The 15,635-nt window shown below is 53.2% G+C and carries 11 protein-coding genes; 9 read left to right on the plus strand and 2 right to left on the minus strand.

Going from position 1 to position 15,635, the window contains the following annotated elements; genetic code table 11:
• The first annotated feature begins 8 nt into the window (after positions 1 to 8).
• The 8 genes from ELY33_RS17210 (at position 9) to ELY33_RS17940 (ending at position 11,255) form a co-directional block, all read left to right on the plus strand.
• Complete coding sequence (locus tag ELY33_RS17210) at positions 9 to 311, plus strand: hypothetical protein (RefSeq protein WP_126949131.1); 303 nt, start codon at positions 9 to 11, stop codon at positions 309 to 311.
• A 67-nt stretch (positions 312 to 378) separates the two neighbouring features.
• Positions 379 to 6,342, plus strand: coding sequence for a phage tail tape measure protein (locus ELY33_RS17215; RefSeq protein ID WP_126949132.1), 5,964 nt, complete (start codon positions 379 to 381; stop codon positions 6,340 to 6,342).
• Complete coding sequence (locus ELY33_RS17220) at positions 6,339 to 7,814, plus strand: hypothetical protein (protein ID WP_126949133.1); 1,476 nt, start codon at positions 6,339 to 6,341, stop codon at positions 7,812 to 7,814. Before ELY33_RS17215 ends, ELY33_RS17220 begins: the two co-directional genes overlap by 4 nt.
• A gap of 4 nt (positions 7,815 to 7,818) precedes the next feature.
• Positions 7,819 to 8,691, plus strand: a complete 873-nt coding sequence (locus ELY33_RS17225) for a hypothetical protein (protein ID WP_126949134.1) — start codon at positions 7,819 to 7,821, stop codon at positions 8,689 to 8,691.
• The gene (locus ELY33_RS17230) at positions 8,692 to 10,104 is read left to right on the plus strand and encodes a phage head spike fiber domain-containing protein (protein ID WP_126949135.1); all 1,413 of its coding nucleotides are present in this window, start codon (positions 8,692 to 8,694) and stop codon (positions 10,102 to 10,104) included.
• Positions 10,101 to 10,700: a hypothetical protein gene (locus ELY33_RS17235; RefSeq protein WP_126949136.1), complete on the plus strand. Its 600-nt coding sequence runs from the start codon at positions 10,101 to 10,103 to the stop codon at positions 10,698 to 10,700. The genes ELY33_RS17230 and ELY33_RS17235 overlap by 4 nt, the downstream gene beginning before the upstream one ends.
• Positions 10,697 to 11,068 (plus strand): hypothetical protein, encoded by a 372-nt coding sequence (locus ELY33_RS17240; protein ID WP_126949137.1) that lies wholly within the window; start codon positions 10,697 to 10,699, stop codon positions 11,066 to 11,068. Before ELY33_RS17235 ends, ELY33_RS17240 begins: the two co-directional genes overlap by 4 nt.
• A 46-nt stretch (positions 11,069 to 11,114) precedes the next feature.
• Entirely contained in the window at positions 11,115 to 11,255 is a 141-nt protein-coding gene (locus ELY33_RS17940; protein ID WP_167470114.1) for a hypothetical protein, read from the plus strand.
• A gap of 573 nt (positions 11,256 to 11,828) precedes the next feature.
• Here ELY33_RS17940 and ELY33_RS17245 read toward each other — a convergent pair.
• Positions 11,829 to 12,548, minus strand: coding sequence for a Crp/Fnr family transcriptional regulator (locus ELY33_RS17245; protein ID WP_126949138.1), 720 nt, complete (start codon positions 12,546 to 12,548; stop codon positions 11,829 to 11,831).
• 506 nt (positions 12,549 to 13,054) lie between these two features.
• Between ELY33_RS17245 and ELY33_RS17250 the strand changes: the two genes are divergently transcribed.
• Complete coding sequence (locus ELY33_RS17250; protein WP_126949139.1) at positions 13,055 to 13,993, plus strand: diguanylate cyclase domain-containing protein; 939 nt, start codon at positions 13,055 to 13,057, stop codon at positions 13,991 to 13,993.
• Here ELY33_RS17250 and ELY33_RS17255 read toward each other — a convergent pair.
• Positions 13,990 to 15,560 (minus strand): IS3 family transposase gene (locus ELY33_RS17255; RefSeq protein ID WP_126942763.1). Its coding sequence is split into 2 segments (ribosomal slippage): positions 13,990 to 15,107 and positions 15,107 to 15,560, totalling 1,572 coding nucleotides; the frame shifts between segments, so codons are not numbered across the junction. The genes ELY33_RS17250 and ELY33_RS17255 overlap by 4 nt on opposite strands.
• Positions 15,561 to 15,635: the final 75 nt, after the last annotated feature.

Raw genomic sequence — 15,635 nt, forward strand, 5'->3', positions numbered from 1 at the left:
CAGGCGTAATGATTGGGATAATTCTATTTTTAATACTGGTGCTGCTCATCTATGCGACTGGATTACTGCCGGGCGTAATGAAATTTATATCTGGTTTTTTTGCGCTAGTCATTGTCGCATTTTCGGCAGCGGCATTTGGGTGGCCAACAGTGATTGCCGGATTCGTCGCTGCTGTAGCATTGGCGTTTATTGCGCTTTGGTTAGTGGGGCGCAACGTCAATCGGCCCATTGCTGTTAAATCCAATCACACCGACATCCATCAACAGCTAGAAAAAGTCAACAAAGAAGAAAGGCAGCGCCGCAACAGATAACGCCACCTTAAATCAGATAGGTACACAGACCCGCTTCGGCGGGTTTTTTATTGCTTGAGGATTATTTATGACGTATCGGAGTCGCTTGGAGCTTGAGATTGACAGCCGTGGCGCGGAGCGAAACCTGCGATCTTTTGATCAGCGGCTCCAAGGGACTGAGCGTCGCGGTAACGCCCTTACAGGCACGCTCGGCAAGGCTAGCGTTGCCATCGGCGCTATTGCGGCGGCGGCGGGCGGGCTTAGCTTTGGTCGCATTATCAGTGAAACCGCTGGCTTTGAAGACGCAATGCTTGGCTTGCAAGCCGTGTCTCGCGCTACAACAGAACAGATGAAGCAGCTAGAAAAACAGGCGCGGACGTTGGGCGCTACGTCAATGTTCTCAGCCAAGCAGGCCGGTGAAGCGCAGCGCTTTTTAGCTCAAGCAGGCTTTGAGGTTAATGAGGTGCTTTCTGCCACTCCTGGCGTATTGCGCTTGGCAACAGCGGCAAACATGGACCTTGCCCAAGCGGCAGACATAGCCAGTAATGTGCTAGGCGGCATGGGCCTTGCAGTCAGTGAGCTTGATCGCGTCATGGACGTGATGGCCGCTACTGCTGCCGGGGCTAACACCGATGTTTCACAGCTTGGGCAGGCGCTTTCTTTTGCTGCACCCTTTGCGCGAGCAGCGGGCATTAGCATCGAAGAAGCGGCGGCTGCTATTGGCGTTATGTCTGATGCGGGCATACAGGCATCACGCGCTGGTACGGGCCTTGTGGGCGTTATCCGTCAGCTATCAAACATCACTAACGGCGGCGCGGACGCGCTTTCTAAGTATGGCCTAAGCGTTGAAGATGTTGATATTTCTGCGCATGGCCTTGAAGAGGTGTTGCGGAGAATTCGAGATTCTGGGCTGGCTAGCGACGTTGGTTCAGCAATTGCTCTGTTTGGTTCTGAGGCTGGTGCCGCTGCGCAGGTTGTCGCCAATGGCGTTGATCGTCTTGACGAGTTTACCGACGAGCTTAATAACGCCGCAGGCTCAGCCGAGGCAGCCGCTCAGATCATTGGCTCAGGGCTAACCGGCTCTATGCGTGGCTTTAACTCCATGCTGTCTGAAACCATTATCAGCCTTGGGCGCGATGATGGCGTGGCGGGCGGCTTCCAAGCTGTCACTGATACCGCTACAGGTATGCTTGCTGTCTATAATGACATGCTGCCTGCTTTTGCCGAAGCTAATAAACTGACTGATACGCAAGTCGGCCGCATTGAAATGCTGGCCAGCGGGCTAGATACCCTCGCTACTGTCGGTCTGGCAGGAGCAACCATTGCAGCAGGGCGATTTGCGGCGTCATTAATTGCATCGACAACAGCTTTTGCCTCCAATCAAGTAGCCCTCCAAGCCAATCTTGCGGCTGGCGTAACCGCGACTCAACAAGTTGTTCGCCGCACAGCAGCGGAGCGCCAAGCATCGTTTGCCTTGCTCAGCACTGCAAAAATAGAAGCGCAAGCCACCAAAGGCACGGCAGCGCACACCTTTGCACTTCAACAGCTAAGCGTTGCTCGTAATCGAGCAGCCGCAGCCGCAGGCACGCACACCGCAGCGATGAATGCCGCAACGGCAGCCACAGCAAGAGCTAGCGTTGCAGCCCGAGGATTAGGCGGCGCGCTGGCTTTAGTGGGCGGCCCTCTCGGCCTCTTAGTAGGCGCTGCGGGCCTGCTATACGTCTTCCGCGATGAACTAAACCTGACCGGGCGTCGTGCTGGTTTAACTGAGGATCAAATCAGCGACCTACGCGACGAAATGCAGGATATGTCGCAAGACGATTTAAGCGACTCTCTATCCACTCTCAATTCGGCGTTGGATACCGCAACACTGAAAGCCGCAACAGCACGTGAAGAGCTTGCAAGCCTTCGCGCCGACCTGGGTCGTGGCGAGGGAGGGCTGTCTGTCTTTAGGGAGACTGATGCTCGTCACGAGTTAGCGGCGGCAAGCAACGCAGTAGCTAATGCTGAGCAGCGCATTGCCGAATTAAACGACCGCGTGAGCGTAGCGCGTGGCGAGAACGCTAGCCGTATCGAGCAAGCCGCCAACGCCTATGTAGTTTATGCCGACAGAATAGAAGAGGCGAACGAAGAAACACAGCTTGCTGATGAGTTTACTAAGACGCTCACTAGCTCCACCGCTGACGCAGCCGATAAAACCACCACCCTCGCCGACGCCTACGAATCCCTGCTCGACCGCATCACCCCGAATCGCCGCGAGGCTCGCCAGTACGCGCAAGATTTAGGCGTACTGAATCTCGCCTTGGCCTCTGGCCGCATGAATACCCAGCAGTACATGCAGGCCATGGGTATGCTGCAAGAGTCATTCCAGGAAGCGCAGAGGGAGACAACCGAGATAGCGGAAGTCACCGATGTGGCCGCGCAGGAAATGGCCCGCGCATGGGAAGAAGCTAGCAACCGCATTGACGAAACATTTGCCGATGCCTTCGCCGGTGCCTTTGACAGCTTCGATGACTTTGGTGACCAGTTACTAGACGGCTTTAAGCGCTTGCTTGCTGAGTTGGCGTATCAAGCCACGTTAAAGCCCATCGTCGTCGCCTTTACGGGCGATATGCAGAGCATGATGGGTATCGGTGGTGCTGGTGGCGGCATGAACTTCAGCAACACCATTGGCGCGGCTAAGAATCTTTACAGCAAAGGGTCATCGCTCTTAGGCATTGGCGGCGGCTCAAGTGCAGCGGGCGGACTATATGCAGGGGCTAATACTGGTGCGGTAGCGGGCACGCTATACGGTAGCGCTAATACAGGGGCTGCCGTGGGCGGCTTGTACGGCAGTGCGGCAACTGGTGGCCTAGCCTCCGGCGGCGGCTTTATGGGTGCCGCTAGTGCTGCGATGCCGTGGATTGGCGGCGGCTTACTGTTGGATAACGTGCTTGGCCTAGGTATTACCGACAGCATCACAAAAGCTATCGGCGGGCTGTTCGGCGGCGGCAAAACAAAAACCCGTCTACAGCTATCCACCGGCGGCTCAGCGGGATCGTTTGAAGACGCGGACCGCGGCGGGTTTGCTTCCGGTGCGTTTGGCAACGTCGGTTTTGATGCGGGCGGTTCCGAGCGTTTAAGCCGTGCGTTTGGCGAGAGCTTTGAAAAAATAGGCGAGTTTACCCAAACGATTGCCCAGATTGATGACGCCGTTGCAGCGCTATCGCAGTCGGGCGGCGAGCTAGCCGAAATGACCCGCGCTGTGCAGGAAATTAACCTACGCGGCGGTAGCGCCCAAGCGATACAGTCACAGCTAGATAAGCGCTGGGATGCTGCACTATCAGAGCTAAGCGGCGATTTCGGCAGCTTTGTTAACTCGCTGAATGGCAGCGTTGAGCAAGTTATCGCCCAAGCACAGCAAGCCCAGCAGGCGCATACCCTGTTGTCTAGCAGCATGCAGCGGTTAAACCTGCAATTTAACGCTACCGGTGCGGGCGCGTTTACCGCAGCAACCCAGATTGCACAGTACGCAGGCGGCGTTGAGCAGCTTGCTAGCCTGCAAAACAGCTATTACCAAGCGTTTTTCAGCGATGCCGAACGTGCCGCTAGCTTGCAGAGTGACTTAAGCAACACGTTGGCTGCGATGAATATGCAGCTACCGCAAAGCCGTGACGGTTACCGCCAGCTAGTCGAGGCGCAAAACCTCAACACCGAAGCAGGGCAGCGCAACTATGCCCAGCTACTGCAACTGTCGGGCACGTTTGACAACCTGCAAACGCTGCTTGACCAAACCGGAAGCGGTGTAGACCGCTTCGCTGATCGACTGAGCGAGCTAAACGACCAGATCGGCACGCTTGAAAACGACGTTCGCCGCGCTTACCAAGCATTTGAGCGTCAAGCATTTGATCAGCAAATCACACTGATGAACATGGCGGGCGACAGTGCCGGCGCATTAGCGCTACAGCGCGAGCGTGAATTGCTCAGCATTGACCCGTTACTGCATGAAACACAGCGCGTGATATGGGCGATTGAAGACGAAACCCAGGCCAAGCAAGACGCCATCGGTGCGGCTAAAAACTACGCATCTTCCTTAGCGCAAATCACTGACCAGCTGGCGAACACGTTCAACGGTATTAGCGCGTGGGTAGACCAGCAAAACGCCACCGGCGGCACGCCTGGCGCTAATCTGGCTGAAACACAGGCGCAACTAGCGCAGCAATTAGTGCTAGCTGAAAGCGGGGATCGTAATGCCCTGAGTAACATCACTCAGTACGCTGACCGCGTGCTGCAAGCTAACGACGCATACAACGCCAGCGGCACGGCAGGACAGGCAATCCGTGATGAGGTGCTTGCTGCGCTGGAAGCATTGCCCGAGCAAATCAGTCCTGAAGAATTTATAGCGGAGGAAATCAAGCAGGCACTACGCGAGCAGACGCAAGGCATTAGCAGCCAGTTGGGCGATGTGCTGCGTGGCGATAACCCTAGCAACATCGCGGGCAATCTGGCCGGTTACTTTGATACGCTAGCGGGCGGTATCGACGGCGTTCTAACCCGTGAGCAGCTAGGCATCGTCATGAGCGGCAAAGCGACCGATGCCGAGCTAAACGCCATCATGCGTGCGGTAGACCTCAATGGCGATGGCGTGATGAATGGCCTGGAAAGCGTCATCATTAAAGCGCTGCCGACAGACGTCATACTTGAAACAGCGCTAAGCAATAAGCTGACCGAGCTGGGTACTGATCAGCTAACAGAAGCGCAGATCCGTAGCGCCTTATCGCCTATCGCGACCGATGCTGAAATTGATCGTCTGTTGAACATGAGCAGCAGGGTGGGTGAGACTCAAATCAGCTGGCTGAAATGGCAGGACGGCAAACTCCGGGCAATCAATAGCGAGTCTCGCTACACCAACTATAGATTAAAGGGGCTAGCGAGAGGCATCGGCGCATCCCTGTCGCCAATGTTTGGCGAAATTGATTCAAACCTTGATGGCCTGATTGATTACAGCGAGTTTGGCAAAGCGTTTGCGGGCATGGCTACTGACGCCGAGCTAAGGAAGATTTTTCGCAAGCTGGACGTTGACGGCAACGGCACAATAAGCAAGCTCGAAGCATTGAATCGGTCTAACGAGGGCACTGAAAGCAACACTGATTCCATGGAGTCACAAGCGCGTGACCAGCTGACTTCGTTAAACGGGCTTGTGAGGGAAATGAGCCTCACCACTGACCAGTTCGTAGGGTTAAATAGCGGCATCACCAGCCTTAGCAAATCAATCAACGCACTGGGCGTGGCTCAGGCTGATATAGCGCGGATAGAGCGCGAGAAAAAAGCGGCTGAACAGCGAGCGAAAGATGGGATTGCAACTGAGCGAAAAGCATCTGCAATAGAAGGGCGAGGCGCTGACGCGAAAGCAGGGATTGCTAATTTTAACCGACTGCTGGGAGAGAGTTGGAATCAATACGCAGAAGACGACCGTGTTGACCGTTACCGTACTTACAACTGGATCACAGAGGACGAAAGCGCTTTTGTAAACCGGATTGAAGACTGGACAGACGCGGGTAGGTACTCAGCTTTTGCAGCACGCTACAAAGAGTTCAGGGAGGCGCGCGAGCAACAGCTAAAACGGGCGCGTGATGACTATAAAGCCTTGACCGGTAGTGCAGCGCCTTTTTATGACGGCGGCTATACCGGCGCTGGCGGCAAGTATGACCCGGCGGGCATTGTACACGCGGGCGAGTTTGTACTGCGCAAAGAAGTTGTAGATCAACCCGGCGTGCGCGGCATGATGGAGTCGCTAAATCGTGGCGGCATGCCTAAGCCAGCGGCTATTCCCCTGCCCAGCTTCCCAATGCTCGGGCAAAACGACGTACTTCAAGTGCTACAGGACGTTAAGCGCGAGCTGCAAGAAAGCCGCAAAGAAAACAAGCGCTTGCAGGAAGAAAGCAACCGCCATGCGGCTGCCGCCGTGCAAGTACAGCAGGCAGGCTTTAACGGCCAAATCAGCGAGACGAAAAAAGGCAACCGCTCGCTTGAAGACATGAGCGCAGCGGCCCGCTTGGAGGCGTCACGATGAGCCATTGGCTATTAACAGTCGAAGCACTAGACGGCGCGGGCAATGCTAAAACACTGCGCTTTAGTACGCCGGGTTACATGGACCCTAACCCGGTGGCGTGGCTGCAACGTATCCAGCAGCCGGGGCTTTTCCGCAGCGGTTTGTTTGCTGGCGAGCTGATCAATGTGGAGCGCAGCGGTTACGGCGAAACCACGCTCATCAACATCGATGGCGCGCTGAACTGGCTGGTGGACTACGCAATGGATGGGCGAAGGGCAACGCTGCAATTTGCCAGTGAAGGCACGCTAACGACGGTGCTGGAGGGCACCGTTGCCCGCGTCGCGTTTAGCAATACGCTGGTGTCGATCAAGCTTCGTGACCCGGTGGAGATACTGCAACAGCCCCATCCACTAACTCGCTACGCAGGCACGAACGTACTACCGGATGGGCTAGAGGGTACCGACGATAATATAGGCGGCAACGTCAAGCCGAGGCTATACGGGCAGGTGCGCAATGCTCAGCCGGTGGCCGTCAATACGTCAAAGCTCATCTACCAAGTCAGCGACCAAGATTGCACCGTCACAGCAGTCTACGACAACGGCATACCCCTGGATTTTGACGGCGATTATTCGTCACTTGCAGAACTGGAAGGCACACCACCAGCGGGAAGCGAGTGGAGCGACTGGGAACCGCCGCGCGGTAAATGGCGGCGCTATCAAGGCTATATTCGCGTCGGTGTCGAGCCGACTGGCCAGATTACCTGCGATGCTAACGCCCCGCTAGTCAATGCCGGTGATGTGATCGAACAGATCGCGGGCGAGTCAGGCGTCACGATTGAGACAACGGGCGCGCTTAACAGCCGTGGCGCGGTGCGCTTGTGGGTGACGGATGAAGCCACCACAGCGGCGCTGCTAGATCGTTTAGTAGCGTCATGCGCGGGGTTTTATCGCCTCACGGGCAATCAAACGATAGTCGCGGGGCTGCTTGCGCCGCCCGCTACGCCAGTGCTAACCCTGTTTGATCATCAAATCATCACGATTGACCGCGACTCAGCAGGCGCTGGCAACAACGGCTTGCCCGTTGGCCGGGTGACGTGGCAAGCCGACCGGATTGAGACCGTGCAAGACAATCTCGCCGGAGGTGTGACGGAATCGCGCCGCGCACGGCTAGCGAGCCAATACCGTGACGCAGTAGCGGTATCTAACGCCACGCTAACCCGCCACCCGCTAGCCGATGCCATCACGCTTGCTAGCGACCTCGCTAGCCGAAGCCATGCCCAAACCACCGCTAATGACGTGCTCACGCTGCTCTCGCCACGGCGCGACCGGCTCAGTGTCGTTGCCCGTGTGGTTGACGCGGGTGGGCTACAGATCAATCAAACGGTACGCATCGTGACGCCTCGCTTGGGTTACAGCGAAGGCAGAAACGTGCTGATTGTCGGCCGCGAGCTGGACGCGTCACGCAACCGTATATCACTCAGCTTATGGGGTTAACTGAATGTTAGAAGATGGAAAAGTCATCCTCTGCTGGCCCAATCACGTCAACAAGGCGACGGTTGGTGGCGGCAACTGGGAGGACGAGCTGCCCGCCAGTAAGCTGCTTGACCCTACGCTGGCAGAGCAAGCGCGCTCTAAAAACCTTGATCTAAGCAGCACCCAGTTGCTGTTTACGTTGCCCCGTTTCCGGCCAATTGGCGTCGTGGCAATGGCCGCGCACAACCTAACGGCCGTGGCACGCTGGCGTGTAACGGTGTACTTCGACGCAGCGGCAACCGAGCAGCTATGGCAGAGCGACTGGGTACGTGTATGGCCCGCTGTGTACGCCACCAGCGAGCTGGAGTGGGAATACGACAACTACTGGGGCGGTGAATTTGACGACGCCGACAGGGAATCGTTTACGCCCCTAGCCACGCTGTTTCTGCCTAGCCCGCAAATCGGGCAAGCAGTGCGCATTGAGATAGACGACACCAGCAACGGCGCGGGCTATGTGAGCTTAGGCCGCGTGTTTATATCCCGTGTTTGGCAGCCCACGTACAACATGAGCTACGGCGTGCAGTGGGGTTACGACATTGACACGCAGTTTGAAACGGCTGGCGATGCCAATAGAACCGAATACGCAGACCCTGCAACGCCAAAACGCACGGTGTCGTTTGCGCTAGAGCACCTTGATAGAGAGGAGGGTTTCCGCAAGGCACTGGCAGCACAGCGTGAAATTGGCTTGCACGGTGAAATCCTTTACGCCCAAGAACCGCAGGCGTCCCCCGAAAGTTTTGCAACAACGTTTATCGCTCGCCAAGTGAGCGTTAGCCCTCTATCTCACCCCTACTTCGGCACTTACGCCAATTCCATTGCACTACGGGAGATCTTATAAATGGTCGATCAAGTACGCTTTCCACCGTCTATCGGCGGCTCAGGCAAAACCTACACGAACGATGCTAACCCAGAAACCGGTGTTTACGGCGGCGGCCACCGGATAAACTTCTTCCCGATGTTGGCCGACAACTTAGCGGGTATTGGCTATGTCGCTAACTACGCCCAAGCCATCGACGGTGCTAAAGCCAACGCCGACCGCGCCGAAGATGCCAAAGGGTTTGTAGAAGCGGTGGTGGATGCCTACAAAGTTAATATTCTTGATCCGTTTAAACGCAGGTCAACGTTGGGAATGGACTTTGTAGAGGGTCGTTATTGGAAAGACGATGGCGATCGGTTTGAAACTAATGATCCAAACGAAATTTTATCAAATTCGCGAACCAGCCCTAAAGAAGTTAAAGGGGTTAATGATTCAATTGTTGAGATACTTGACGATAAACTAGCTAGAGAGTGGGAGGCAGGCGTTGCGCAAGGTGCATTGATTGAGGGATCTAGAACAAACTACGCATTGCGTAGAAATGATCTATCAAACCCATTTTGGGTAAAGGATGGGAGCACAACAGTAACTCAAGCTGGAGATCACTGGATCGTAGAGGGCGCTACTAGTATTAGCGTGTCGTCAGGAGCTGATGTACTGAGGTCACAAAGCGTTAGTATTCCGTTTGCTGAAACGTGCGCGTCAGTGGAGCTTAAAAGTTCTGATATTGCGTCAATGGAGGTTAGGCTCAGGTGGGTAAATATGACGCAAGGGGGAAATTACTACGTAACCGCCGAATTGAAAAACCACTGGCAAACGTTTGAATCCCCAGCGGTTGGAGCGGCTGGGGATTTCTGGAGGCTATACATCGGGTCATCTGAAAAGTTTTTAGCTAGAAACTTTCAATTTGAAGAAGGGCTTTATTCAACATCAAGAATAAAAACTATTGACGTACCTGTCACTCGCTCGCGAGATGATTTTTTATATAACCTTGGTAGTGAGTTTAACGGCAGTAGAGGAACAATATTTTTTGAACATGGAGGCGTTAATCAAATAAATACAGCTATGTTTTTTGCTATTGGGTCTGATTCAAATAATTATTTATCATTCGGCTACACCGAAAATAATATTGGTTATTTCGTACCGTTTCAAGCGAATCTCGGCAACGGCGCGGTAGGTAAAAAATCTCTCCAGCGATGGGCCGTTTCTTACGAAGTTTTGTCACCTGATCAAGTAAAATTGATAATCTGCGTTAATGGAAATGTAGAGATTGATCAGATATATGACGGTGATGCATCACTAATAAGTAGTTGGGATAAAATAACGATTGGTTCGCGGTTTTCATCGTTTCGTGCTGTTTCGATCAAAGCGTTGCAGCTTTACTACAGTCCAAAAGAATCAAGCGTTACAGAACTGCAGGAGCTATCCGCATTATGATCGATTCAATTTTATACGTACCCGATACGTCAGCATTCAGCGAATACGACCCAATGCCGGACGGCGCAACCCACACTAACGGCACTAAAGCGCTAATCTATACGCGCACTAAAGAACCAGTCACTGACGAGCGCGTTACTGTTTTAGCGTATGAAATTTACACAGGCACCGGCACTGCTGATCGTCTTTATGAGTACATTCAACAGCGCGGCGAACTAAACGCGCTATACCATGAGGTGGTGCCTCTTAAACAACTCTACTGGACTGACCCCGAAACCGGCGAAGTTGATTACGACGCTGCGATGGGAACCGAGTTTGTCAAATTCGGCATGCTCGCAGAATCCACACTGCCAGTGCCTAAAGCCGTTAGCGCCCGGCAGGGTATGGAACAACTAATACGGCTAGGGCTAGATGAGCAAGTAGACGACGCCATCGCCGACATTGAAGACGTTGTGCAGCGTAAGATCGTGCGTAACTGGTTAGACAAAGCAGGCGAATGGGAGCGAGATAACCCCCAGTTTGTCGCGTTTGCTAAAATGCTTGGCTTAACGGATGCGCAAACCGACGACTACATGCGCACAGCGGCTGAGCTATGAGCGAGTTTCGCAAATTCGTCGGCCTGCGCATTAGCACCCAAGCGGGCGCGGTGCCTACCACTGCCCAGCTTGGCGAGGGTGAGCTAGCGTTCAACATCGCAGACCGCAAAATCTTCGCCCGCTTTGGCAGTAACATAGACGACATTACTGACCGCTACTCACAGCAAGAGATAGACGGCGCGCTCAGTGGCAAGGTCGATGCGGTTGAAGGCAAAGGGCTGTCAGATCGCAACTACACGCAGGGCGAAAAAACCAAACTCGCTGCCGTGGGCACCCTTGCTAACCGTAACGTCTATCTCTCCGACCAGCCGCACGACGACGCCGTAGGCCAGGACGGCGACTTGTGGTTGCAATACTGGGATATATAGCATGCATCTACGTATCGGCAACAAATGGTGCTATTCGGAGGTGTGTATGCGCATAAACGGAAATTATCGTGCCGTATCAATCTGGGAGAAAAAAAACGGCGAATGGGTGTTGGTGCAAGACGCCCGTACGTGGGCGCTGCATGAACTTGAGTGGGAAGATGATAATTTCTGGGGTGGGTTGGAATAAATACACTCTGCCATAGGTCGCATGGCACAGGGCACTTTGGTCGCGTCTGGGTCGCAGAACGATAGCAATTCAGGCAAATATCGCAAGCATGTAACGGCGTAACTGCATGAATATAAACGAATTGAAGGCGCAAGCACGGCTGTACGTTTAACTCATAATCCCTTGGTCGTAGGTTCAAGTCCTACTGGGCCCACCATCTTATTTTTCTCCACAGTTGATTTTTCTCCATATGTTTGTTTCAAAAATCGCAGGCTTTACTGCCTAGTGGTACCGTAGCTGTGATTTTTTTTCATTTATAAACAGCGCCTCTGACGTTACCCCTTCTTCAGTGAGCCTGCATTTAAATAAATCCTTCCGCTAATGAGCAGGCGTGCTTTCAGGGCATATCGGCAGTAATAACAATACTGATTGGCTCAAAGTGCGTTGGTTTGATCAGTCGACCTATCAGGGTGACGAGCGGATTTATCGCGAAGGTCTTTATTAGTGGCTGCCGGAGCCATTTGGCATCGGCACGCAGGCGCGTACAACACGTGAATATTTATTTCCTTAATTTTACTGTTTTTAATCAGTAACTCACATAACGTCATAGTGATTGAGCAAGCGGTCATACTCACGCTTAACGACTGCATAGCACTCGCAAACTCGTGCTTCCAGCCCCAGGCGGTTGGTTACTTTGATATGCCCCCGGTTGTAAGAGATCAAACCAGCCTTCTGAAGCTTACCTGCTGACTCAGTAACGCCTTCGCGTCGAACGCCCAGCATATTAGCGATTAACTCTTGCGTCATGACCAGTTCATCGCTTGGTAGTCGATCAAGGCTGAGCAGTAGCCAGCGGCATAGCTGCTGATCGACGCTGTGATGACGGTTACATACTGCCGTCTGTGCCATCTGTGTTAGTAAGGCCTGGGTATAGCGAAGCAGCAATCTTTGCATTGAACCGGCACGGTAGAATTCGTTTTTGAGCAACTGGCCCTTAAGGCGGTAAGCATACCCTGCACTTTGAACTACCGCTCGGCTGGGTGTGGTTTCGCCCCCCATGAACAGCGAGATACCTACGATACCTTCATAGCCCACTACGGCGATTTCCGTCGAGGCACCATTCTCCATCACACATAGCAGCGAAACGATAGAGTCCACGGGAAAGTAGACATGACTCATTTGCCGACCAGATTCGCTGAGTGATTGACCTAATGTTAACGTCACTTTTTCTAGATGAGGCCTCAGATGAGCAAGATCGTCTTCGGGCAGCAAACTAAGCAACGCATTTTTTTTAAAATCATGCGGTTCAAGCATTTAATACCCTCCTTTTTTAAATTTAGTTTTTTAACGCTAGCTTTTGTGTAGTGTTGCCAGCACATATTTCTAACAAGGCCATCTTTATGAATATTTATCACAAGACGCTAGACACGGTTCTTTCGAGTATAGATTGCCTTGAAGCAATTCCTGCACGCTATCGAACATATGGCTGATTAATAGCCTGTAAAGGTGCGGGTTTTTTTAATGAAAATATCTTGCCGCTTGTGTTCGCTATCGCACAGTGAGCTAGTTATCTATCGTCTAATGTCATTGTCAGTGGGGCAAAGGAGTTGCCCAAACAGGATGTTGCACTGTGCGCTGCAAGGAGCGCAGCGCCAACTTTTCAATTATTCACAGCCGCATATCTAGCGATTATTCATTTTATCAATGTTGAGTAATCTAAAACTTATAACAGTTTAGTGACTGTAATGGAAAAACTTGGGCGAGTTGTGATGCTGGATGACATTTCAAAGTAAAAAGATGCGACTTGGACACGGTTACACATGAAAAAAAACGTCATGCTGTGCGGTGGTTGTCAAAGTAATAATGCTCAAAAGGTACGGAATGATGCCGGGCAGGATGTTGACGAGCGATTGCATAGTATTGAGTCGGCCCTGCAAGCTGAAAAAGATTGGGCTAAAGCGACACTAAACTCAATCGGTGACGCGGTGTTGACCACCGATTTGAACTGCCGAATTACTTACCTGAACCGTGTCGCTGAAGCATTGACCGGTTGGCCTAGTGCAGAAGCATTAGGTATGCCGCTGGATCAGGTCCTTACGCTTGTTAATAACCAAACGTTTCAGACAACGGCTAATCCAGCACGGCGCGCGATGGAAGAAAACCGTACCGTTGGGCTAGCCATTGGTTGTGTATTGATTCGCCAGAACGGTAGTCAATTAGAGATAGAAGATTCGGCGGCCCCTATTCATGATAGCCATGGCACGACGGTAGGTGCGGTGATTGTGTTTCATGATGCTCAGCACTCCTTGGCTCGCGCAGAGCAATTAGCCTATCAAGCTCAGTGTGATGCCCTCACCGGATTGCCCAACCGTTTTTTATTTGCAGAACGTCTTGCTCGCGCTATTGGTTTAGCAAAACGCCACCAACATCACGTTGGACTGATATATCTGGATGTTGATAATTTTAAAACGGTCAACGACTCACTGGGTCATGCTACTGGTGATTGTTTATTACAGGTCGTCGCTAGTCATCTCAGAAAGTGCATACGCGATACCGATACTGTGTGTCGGTATGGGGGCGATGAGTTCATCGTTCTGCTGAGTGAAATTGAAAAGCTGAGTGATGCCGTCAGCGTTGCAGAGAAAATCCTTCATGCACTAGCCATGCCATGTTGTGTTGGTCACTATCAGTTAAGCATCAATGTCAGTATTGGGATCAGCGGTGATTTTCAACCCAGTTGTCCAAATGGCTGCCTCTAAGCAGCCTGTTTATTACGCTCGATTTCGTGCATTTTTCCAGGGTTGAGCGACACCGAACCGAGCACCTCCCAGTTTCGGGTGCTGCCCGACCAGCGTTGTGGATGCCGGCGCTTAGCCCTTTCGTAAACCGCTTTGCGGTGCTCAAGACGTTCTCGGTCGACACCTCGATGCCGATCAGCGGGTGTCACGTACCGAATGCCACTATGCAGGTGCTGTTCGTTATAAGCGCGTTCGAACGCCAGCATCCAGTCTCGTACCGCACTCAGCGATGCAAACCCCTTCGTAGGCCACGCGGGGCAATATTTGACGGTGCGGAACAACGCTTCCGAGTAAGGGTTGTCATTGCTCACTCTCGGCCGGCTGTAAGACATCAACATTCCCAGCTCTGTTAATCTTGCTTTAAGCGTATAAGACGTCATCGGCGCACCGTTATCTGAGTGCAGCACCGGGGGCTGATGCCAGCAGCCTTCTCGCAATAAGGCGCGTTCCAGCAGTTGTTTCGCTAACTCGCCTGATTCCGCCTCATGGACTTCCCACGCGATGATTTTGCGGCTGTAGATATCCATGATCAGATAGAGATACCAGTGCTGACCACGCACAACGGAAGAACAGTAGCTGATATCCCAACACCAGACCTGGTTCGGCCCAGTGGCCGTAAAGCTCGTCGGCTCAGGTACTGGTCGGCGTGGTTTCATTCGCCCTCGGTGGTGCTGCTGTTCGTGCTTTTTCAGCACCCGGTAGAACGACGATTCGGACGCCAAGTAGGCCCCTTGATCGGCCAGTAACGGCACGATTTGAGACGGCGGCAGGCTCTGATACTCGGGGCGATGGCAGGCGTTCAAAATGGCCTGTTTCTCCTCGTGAGTCAGTTGATGCGGCTGACGGCCTTGTACCGCGTGTGGACGCTGATCCTCAGCCACCGCGCCACACGCAGAACGCCAGCGTTTCAGTGTGCGCTCGCTCACGTCGATAATCGCCGCTGCTTGATAACGGGAAGCACCCCCCGTTATCGCTTCATCAAATAACGCAATGAGCCTTGCACGTTCCTCAAACGGCGTCAGTCGTCCTCGCCGCTGTTCGGGTCTTCGCTGTACAAGGCGTCGAGCTTTTTTGAGAGCACCAGCAACGACGTGGTTTCCGCTAGGGCTCTGTCTTTGCGGCGCACTTCCGCTTTGAGTTGTTTGATCGTCTTACGGTCTTGTTTACGCTGCTTTTGTGCCGTTTTTTGCTGGTCTTCTTGTTGGCCAGCGCCCTGGAGACAAGCGGCTTTCCACTGCTGGATTTGCTCGGGATAAAGGCCTTTTTCGCGGCAGTAAGCACCAAGCTCTGTTTCTGAGAGGGTGGCGGTTTCGATGACCACGGCAAGCTTGGCGTCAGGCGACCACTCGTTGTCGCTTTGGGTGTAACCCGGCACAGGCACTCCTTTTTCTCGACACTGTTTTAACCAACTATACAGCGTCGCGTCAGAGATGCCTTCTTCAGTGGCGACCGACACCACACTGCGATTATGGGGGGGCAACAACTTTTTCAGTACGGCGGCTTTACGCTCTGCAGAATAACGTGGCACACGTGCTCCATGCCGCTCCCTCTGGAATAGATTTGGGCAATATCGCCAACCGGACAACTAGGTTGACAGAGGGGG

Source organism: Vreelandella andesensis (assembly GCF_003989795.1).
Classification (GTDB): Bacteria; Pseudomonadota; Gammaproteobacteria; order Pseudomonadales; family Halomonadaceae; genus Vreelandella; species Vreelandella andesensis.

Coding starts and splice junctions, on each gene's coding strand:
- ELY33_RS17225 (WP_126949134.1), top strand. CDS start 7,819: ATGTTAGAAGATGGAAAAGTCATCCTCTGCTGGCCCAATCACGTCAAC.
- ELY33_RS17235 (WP_126949136.1), top strand. CDS start 10,101: ATGATCGATTCAATTTTATACGTACCCGATACGTCAGCATTCAGCGAA.
- ELY33_RS17240 (WP_126949137.1), top strand. CDS start 10,697: ATGAGCGAGTTTCGCAAATTCGTCGGCCTGCGCATTAGCACCCAAGCG.
- ELY33_RS17250 (WP_126949139.1), top strand. CDS start 13,055: ATGAAAAAAAACGTCATGCTGTGCGGTGGTTGTCAAAGTAATAATGCT.
- ELY33_RS17245 (WP_126949138.1), bottom strand. CDS start 12,548: ATGCTTGAACCGCATGATTTTAAAAAAAATGCGTTGCTTAGTTTGCTG.
- ELY33_RS17940 (WP_167470114.1), top strand. CDS start 11,115: ATGCGCATAAACGGAAATTATCGTGCCGTATCAATCTGGGAGAAAAAA.
- ELY33_RS17210 (WP_126949131.1), top strand. CDS start 9: ATGATTGGGATAATTCTATTTTTAATACTGGTGCTGCTCATCTATGCG.
- ELY33_RS17220 (WP_126949133.1), top strand. CDS start 6,339: ATGAGCCATTGGCTATTAACAGTCGAAGCACTAGACGGCGCGGGCAAT.
- ELY33_RS17215 (WP_126949132.1), top strand. CDS start 379: ATGACGTATCGGAGTCGCTTGGAGCTTGAGATTGACAGCCGTGGCGCG.
- ELY33_RS17230 (WP_126949135.1), top strand. CDS start 8,692: ATGGTCGATCAAGTACGCTTTCCACCGTCTATCGGCGGCTCAGGCAAA.